The 708-nt window shown below is 46.8% G+C and carries 1 protein-coding gene; it reads right to left on the bottom strand.

The window, feature by feature from the left end:
- Window positions 1–708 (bottom strand): DNA gyrase subunit A (locus tag R7Z50_RS27425; RefSeq protein WP_318149739.1); only part of this gene is annotated, 708 nt, incomplete at both ends.

Here is a 708-nt window from a genome sequence, read left to right as displayed (position 1 = left end):
GATTTGGTACTTAACGTAGCCTTCGTGAGATAGAGTTACGACTACGTCTTCACGAGCAATCAGCTCTTCCATGTCGATGTCATGGCTAGCTGCTGTGATTTCAGTACGGCGTGCATCAGCAAATCCGTCACGAACTGCTTCTAGTTCTTCACGAATCACTTCCATCAAACGCTCAGTGCTTGCAAGAATGTGCATTAACTCAGCGATTTCTTCTAGAAGCTCTTTGTATTCAGCAAGAATCTTCTCGTGTTCTAGACCGGTCAATTTATGTAGACGTAGATCTAGAATTGCTTGCGCTTGTTGTTCAGTCAGGAAGTATTGACCGTCGCGGATACCGTATTGAGGCTCTAGCCATTCTGGGCGAGCCGCATCAGTACCAGCACGCTCAAGCATTGCTGCTACGTTACCTAGATCCCAACCACGAGCAATAAGACCAGCTTTTGCTTCAGCAGGAGTCGGCGCTTTACGAATTAGGTCGATGATTTCATCGATGTTCGCTAGAGCAAGTGCAAGACCTTCAAGAATGTGCGCACGCTCACGAGCTTTACGCAATTCGAAGATAGTACGGCGAGTCACGACTTCACGACGGTGATCCACAAAGCACTTCAACATATCTTTCAGGTTGAATAGCTGTGGCTGACCATTGTTCAACGCAACCATGTTGATACCGAAAGTCGTTTGTAGCTGAGTTTGAGCGTAAAGGTTGTT

This window comes from Vibrio sp. 1249-1, assembly GCF_033340495.1.
This window is presented reverse-complemented; position numbering and strand designations above follow the sequence as displayed.